Below are 5,859 nucleotides of genomic sequence, written 5' to 3'. Positions count from 1 at the left end.
TGCACTGCTGCTGGCCCTCACGCTCATCTGCACCTGGTACACCGTTTATCACCTCGCGCGTCAACCCGCCGCACAACCTGTGGCGTTTGCTTTCGGTGGTGAAGCCAAGCCGACCGACTACGCACGAGCGCTGGCCGACGCCGGTTTGCTGGCGCTCGTGGCCTGCCTTGGACTGGCCCAGTTGTCCCATGAAACCACACCCGATCTGGCGCGGCTTGCACTGGTTTCGCTGATGCTGCTGATGGCCTCGCGCATGGCGCACACGGGTCACAGGCAGCCGCTGAGAAGTGCTGCCATCTGGGGCGTGGCGGTGGTCTCGCTGGTGTTCAGCGGAGCGCCGTGGATCGCCGCCATGCTGGGGAGTGGCCTGCTCCTGATCTTGTGGCTGTCGCGCCGCCAACAGCAGGAGCCCGACACCTTGTGGCTGACCAGCGAGACACCTTCGCCCAGCGATCCACTGCTGTGGTCAGCGGGCCTGCTGGCGCTGGTCATCGCGGCATCCGCGTGGTCCGGACGCGTTCCCATGCCATCCATGCAGACCGCGTTGGGTCAGGTGGAATGGCAAAGCTGGGGCAAGCTGCTGATCTGGTTCACCTGGCCCGCGTGGCCGCTGGTGCTCTGGACCTTGTGGCGCTGGCGCCAGCAGCTGCTGCGCCCCCACGTGGCCATGCCTTTGTGGGCGGCTGCCGTGAGCGTGGTTGACAGCGCGCTGTCACCCGAACGCGACCGGGCGCTGCTGCTGGCCTTGCCCGCACTCGCCGCGCTGGCGGCTTTTGCACTGCCCACACTGCGCCGCAGTGTCTCGTCCCTGATCGACTGGTTCACCCTGATCTTCTTTTCGGGGTGCGCGTTGGTCATCTGGGTGATCTGGGTGGCCATGCAGACCGGTGTACCCGCCAAGCCCGCAGCCAACGTTGCGAAACTTGCGCCCGGGTTCGTTCCTGAATTTTCCTGGCTGCTGTTTCTGGCTGCGGCTGTGGCCACCGGTGCGTGGCTCTGGCTGGTGTCCTGGCGCGTCGGAAAACACCGCCAGGCACTGTGGAAGAGCCTTGTGCTGCCGGCGGCGGGCAGCACCCTGTGCTGGTTGTTGCTCATGACCTTGTGGCTGCCTTTGCTGGACTTTGGACGCAGCTACGGCCCGATTTCCCGGCGCATTGCCACCCTGGTGCCGGCCGAAGGATGCGTTCTGGCCGATGGCCTGAGCCAGGCTCAGATTGCCGCTTTGCAGTACCACGGATCGCTGAAGCTGGTGCGCACCACCGAGCCGGGCGCTGGCATCGACTGCCAGAGCCTGGTGGTGGCGCCTGCCAGCCAGTCCACGCTGCACCAGCGCGTTGAACTGACGCACTGGGCGTTCAAATCGACGGTGAGTCGCCTCACCGACTCGAAGGAAAGCCTGCTGATCTACCAGCGCGTGGGCAACTGAATTTCAGCCGGTGACGCGCTCGCGCACCCGATTGGGCGGCAGGGCAATGGCAAACCGGGAGCCCTCCCCTTCGGTGCTTTGGGCGTCAATGTGGCCTCCGTGGCGCTGCGCCACGTGCTTCACGATCGCCAGCCCGAGACCGGTGCCACCGGTTTCCCGGGAGCGGCTGCGGTCCACACGGTAGAAGCGCTCGGTCAGGCGCGGCAAGTGCTCGACCGCAATGCCGGGGCCTGTGTCTTTCACGAAAAACTCGCCCCAACCGTCCGAGCGCAGGCGCCAGCCGGTCTGGATGAGCCCCCCGCCCGGCGTGTAGCGCACCGCGTTGCTGAGCAGGTTGGACATCGCGCTGAGCAGTTCGGTCTTGGCTCCTGACACCCAGATGGACGGACCCGGCAGGGGATCGATCTGGTGCACCGTGGCAGAAATCGCCTGGGTCAGGCCACGGGCTTCCTGCACGACATGGCCGAGCAGTTCTTCGCTGTCGATCCACTCACCCGGACCAGGCGCCGGGCTGCCCTCAAGGCGCGAGAGCGTGAGCAGGTCGCTCACCAACGTCTGCATGCGGTGGGCCTGCTGGCTCATGAGGCCCAGGTAGCGCGTGCGATCGGCTTCATCCAGCGGGATGCTCTGCATGGTTTCCACGAAACCGCTGAGCACGGTCAAGGGCGTCCGAATCTCGTGCGACACGTTGGCCACGAAATCGCGGCGCATGGTTTCGGCCAGTTGCACAGCGGTCACGTCGCGCGTGAGCATGAGTTTGCGCTTCTTGCCGTAGGGGTGGATCTGCAGCGAAATCTTGGAGGGCTGGGAAGGACGCGGGCCGATCCCGTCGATCTGGATTTCCTGGTTGAAATCCCCACCCGCCAGGTAGGCCGTGAAGGCCGGATTGCGCACCATGTTGCGCACGTATTGGCCGAGGTCGCGCTGTGGATCAAAACCCAGCTGGTTGGCCGCTGTGAGGTTGGACCACTCGATGCGGCCGGCCGAATCCAGCAACACCACACCGTTGGGAGACGCCTGGATGGCGGCAAGAAAGTCTTCCAGGCGGGCATCGCTGCTCTGCGCCTTTTTCTCCAGCTTCTTGATCAGCTTGCGGGCCCGGTCCACCATTTCACCCCAAGTGCCCGAGAGGCGGGGCTGGCGGGTGACATCGGCCTTGTTGAGCCAGCGCAGAAAGCTGCGGGCGCGCAAGCCATCAAGAACCGACCAGATCAGCGCACCAACCAGTGCGCCAGCGAATGTCCAGCCGGGTGAGTCCTGCGTCCAGCCCAGAGCTGCTCCCAGAGCAACCAGGAGCAGAAGCTCTATCGCTCGACGGGTCATGCTGCGGAAATGGGGGTGCTCTGCGCCGGTCGCCCGGTGTTGTTCATCGAAGTGAGCCGGTAGCCGGCACCACGCACCGTTTCAATCATGCCGGAGGCTTCACCCAGTGATTCCCTCAATCGTTTGACATGCACATCCACGGTTCGCTCCTCGATGAAAACATGGTCTCCCCAGACCTTGTCGAGCAGCGTACCACGGGTGTGCACCCGCTCTGCGTGCTTCATGAGGTAGTGCAGCAGCTTGAATTCGGTGGGTCCCACCTTGAGTTCGGAGCCTCGAAATGTGATGCGGTAGGTGGCCGCATCCAGGGATAGCTCGCCCACCTGCACCGAGTCGTTGACGATCTCGGGTGCGCGCCGGCGCAGCACGGCGCGGATGCGCGCCAGCAGCTCCTGGGTGGAGAACGGTTTGGTGATGTAGTCGTCGGCTCCAGCGTCCAGCCCCTGCACCTTGTCGCTCTCGTCGCTGCGCGCCGTGAGCATGAGGATGGGGATGGTCTTGGTGCGCTCGTTCTTGCGCCAGCCGCGGGCCAGCGATGCGCCGCTTTCGCCGGGCAGCATCCAGTCGAGCAGGATCACGTCGGGCAACACGGCGTCCACCTCGCGCTGCGCGGCCACGCCGTCGAACACGACGGTGGGCGCGAAGCCGTTGTGCCGCAGGTTGACGGCGATCAACTCGGCGATGGAGGGTTCGTCCTCAACCACGAGGACTCTGGGCAGCTTCCTCATCCGACCACCGACTCCACTTTTGACATCGGGGTGTGCCGAACGTCCTCACCTTTGACGATGAAGATGATCTGCTCGGCGATGTTCTTGGCGTGGTCGCCCACGCGTTCGATCGACTTGGCCAGGAACAGCAGGTCCAGGCTGGGCGAGATGGTGCGGGGGTCCTCCATCATGTAGGTGATGAGTTTGCGCAGGAAGCCGTTGTATTCGTTGTCGATGGCGTTGTCGCCCTTGATGATGGCCACCGCCATGGTGGTGTCCAGCCGCGCAAACGAGTCCAGCGTCTTGCGCAGCAAGGCGGAGGCCAGATCGGCGGCCATGCGCAGCTCGGAGCTGGGCAGGTTGCGCGGTGAGCCGTTTTCGATGATGGACTTGACCATGCGGGCAATGCGGGCCACCTCGTCACCGGCACGCTCAAGATTCTGCGTGGTGCGCGAGATCGCCATCAGGAAACGCAAGTCGCGCGCCGTGGGCTGGCGACGACCAATGGTGGAGATGATCTCGTGATCGATCTGGATCTCCATCTGGTTGATGCGGTTCTCGTTTTCGATCACCTGTTCGGCCGACTCCATGCTCATGTGCACCAGGGCGTACACCGCTTGATGCAACTGGGATTCGACCAGGCCGCCCATTTCAAGGACCTGGGAAGAGATGGAGTTCAACTCGGCGTCGAACTGGCTGGAAATGTGTTTGTCGCTCATGGAAGTTCTCCCGTTGTGGCTCGGAACCGGTCGGTATTCAAAGCAGGCGGCAATCAGCCGAAGCGCCCGGTGATGTAGTCCTCGGTCTCGGTCTTGGCGGGCTTGAAGAAGATCTGCTCGGTGGAGCCGAACTCGATCAACTCGCCGAGGTACATGTAGGCGGTGTAGTCGCTGCAGCGGGCTGCCTGCTGCATGTTGTGGGTGACGATGGCGATGGTGTAGTCCTGCTTGAGTTCGTGCACCAGCTCTTCCACCTTGCCGGTGGAGATCGGGTCCAGCGCCGAGGTCGGCTCGTCCAGCAGCAGCACCGACGGTTTGACGGCCACGCTGCGCGCAATGCACAGGCGTTGCTGCTGACCGCCCGAGAGAGAGAGACCGCTCTGGTTGAGCTTGTCTTTCACCTCGTTCCACAGCGCGGCCTTGGACAGCGCCCACTCCACGCGGTCGTCCATCTCGCTCTTGCCCAGGTTTTCGTAGAGCTTCACGCCGAAGGCGATGTTGTCGTAGATCGACATGGGAAACGGCGTGGGCTTCTGGAACACCATGCCGATGCGCGCGCGCAGCAGGTTGATGTCCTGCTTCTCGTCCAGGATGTTCTGGCCGTAGAAGTTGATCTGGCCTTCGGCGCGCTGACCGGGGTACAAGCTATACATGCGGTTGAGCGTGCGCAGCAGGGTCGACTTGCCACAGCCCGAGGGGCCGATGAAGGCGGTGACCTTGCGTTCCTCGATGTTCATGTTGACGTTCTTCAGGCCCTGGAATTTACCGTAGAAGAAGTTGAGGTTGCGCAGCTCAAGTGCATTCTTGGCAGCGGCAGCGGGTTGTGCAGCGGTGTTCGGCATGTTGATGTCCGTGTCTTTGAAACTGGGAATTGGGAGTGCGCCGGGTTCAACCCAGCTTCTTCTCGCGCAGGAACACGCGGGCCACGATGTTGAGCACCAGCACCGACATGGTGATGAGCAGTGCGCCGCCCCAGGCCAGGCGGATCCAGTTGTCGTAAGGGCTGAGCGCAAACTGGAAAATCACCACCGGCAGGTTGGCCATGGGCGCGCCCATGTCGGTGCTGAAGAACTGGTTGTTGAGCGCGGTGAACAGCAGCGGCGCTGTTTCACCACTGATGCGGGCCACGGCCAGCAGCAGGCCGGTCATGACACCGCTCTTGGCCGCGCGCAGCGTGACCAGCGTGGCCACTTTCCAGCGTGGTGCGCCCAGGGCAAAAGCCGCTTCACGCAGGCTGCCAGGCACCAGGCGCAACATGTTTTCGGTGGTGCGCACGACCACCGGCACGGCGATCAGCGACAGCGCCAGGCTACCGGCCCAGCCAGAGAAGTTGCCCACAGTGGCCACAGCGATCGCATAGACGAACAGGCCCAGCACGATGGAGGGTGCCGACAGCATGATGTCGGTGACAAAGCGGGTGAGCTCGGCGGTTTTGCTCTCGTCGCCGTACTCGGCCAGGTACACCCCGGCGAACACGCCGATGGGCGTGGACACCAGCACCGAGAAGCCGACCATCATCAAGCTGCCGACGATGGCGTTGGCCAGACCACCGCCTTCGCTGCCAGGGGCCGGGGTGGACTGGGTGAACATGTTCCAGTCGAGCGCGGCCAGACCGTTGGTCAGCAACACGCTCAGGATCCAGAGCAGCACCACCAGACCGAGCACCATGGCGCCCATGGAGAGC

6 protein-coding genes are annotated in these 5,859 nt (G+C 63.7%); 1 reads left to right on the top strand and 5 read right to left on the bottom strand.

What is annotated here, in order from left to right:
• A partial coding sequence (locus tag ACN4F8_RS17345) for a hypothetical protein (protein ID WP_419474709.1) occupies positions 1-1,426 on the top strand: 1,426 nt, incomplete at its 5' end.
• A 3-nt stretch (positions 1,427-1,429) separates the two neighbouring features.
• On the opposite strand, the gene phoR is transcribed toward ACN4F8_RS17345, so the two are convergent.
• The 5 genes from phoR to pstA all read right to left on the bottom strand — a co-directional run.
• Positions 1,430-2,749, bottom strand: coding sequence for a phosphate regulon sensor histidine kinase PhoR (gene phoR, locus ACN4F8_RS17340; protein WP_419474708.1), 1,320 nt, complete (start codon positions 2,747-2,749; stop codon positions 1,430-1,432).
• A complete protein-coding gene (gene phoB, locus ACN4F8_RS17335; RefSeq protein ID WP_419474707.1) occupies positions 2,746-3,477 on the bottom strand; it encodes a phosphate regulon transcriptional regulator PhoB in 732 nt (243 codons plus the stop codon). Before phoB ends, phoR begins: the two co-directional genes overlap by 4 nt.
• On the bottom strand, positions 3,474-4,175 hold the full coding sequence (gene phoU, locus ACN4F8_RS17330) for a phosphate signaling complex protein PhoU (RefSeq protein WP_305315597.1): 702 nt from the start codon (positions 4,173-4,175) through the stop codon (positions 3,474-3,476). The genes phoB and phoU overlap by 4 nt, the downstream gene beginning before the upstream one ends.
• A 53-nt stretch (positions 4,176-4,228) precedes the next feature.
• The gene (pstB, locus tag ACN4F8_RS17325; RefSeq protein ID WP_419474706.1) at positions 4,229-5,017 is read right to left on the bottom strand and encodes a phosphate ABC transporter ATP-binding protein PstB; all 789 of its coding nucleotides are present in this window, start codon (positions 5,015-5,017) and stop codon (positions 4,229-4,231) included.
• 46 nt (positions 5,018-5,063) lie between these two features.
• Positions 5,064-5,859: phosphate ABC transporter permease PstA (pstA, locus tag ACN4F8_RS17320; protein ID WP_419474705.1), on the bottom strand; the 796-nt coding region annotated here is incomplete at its 5' end.

Source organism: Hydrogenophaga sp., assembly GCF_048549895.1.
Lineage (GTDB): Bacteria > Pseudomonadota > Gammaproteobacteria > Burkholderiales > Burkholderiaceae_C > Hydrogenophaga.
This window is presented reverse-complemented; position numbering and strand designations above follow the sequence as displayed.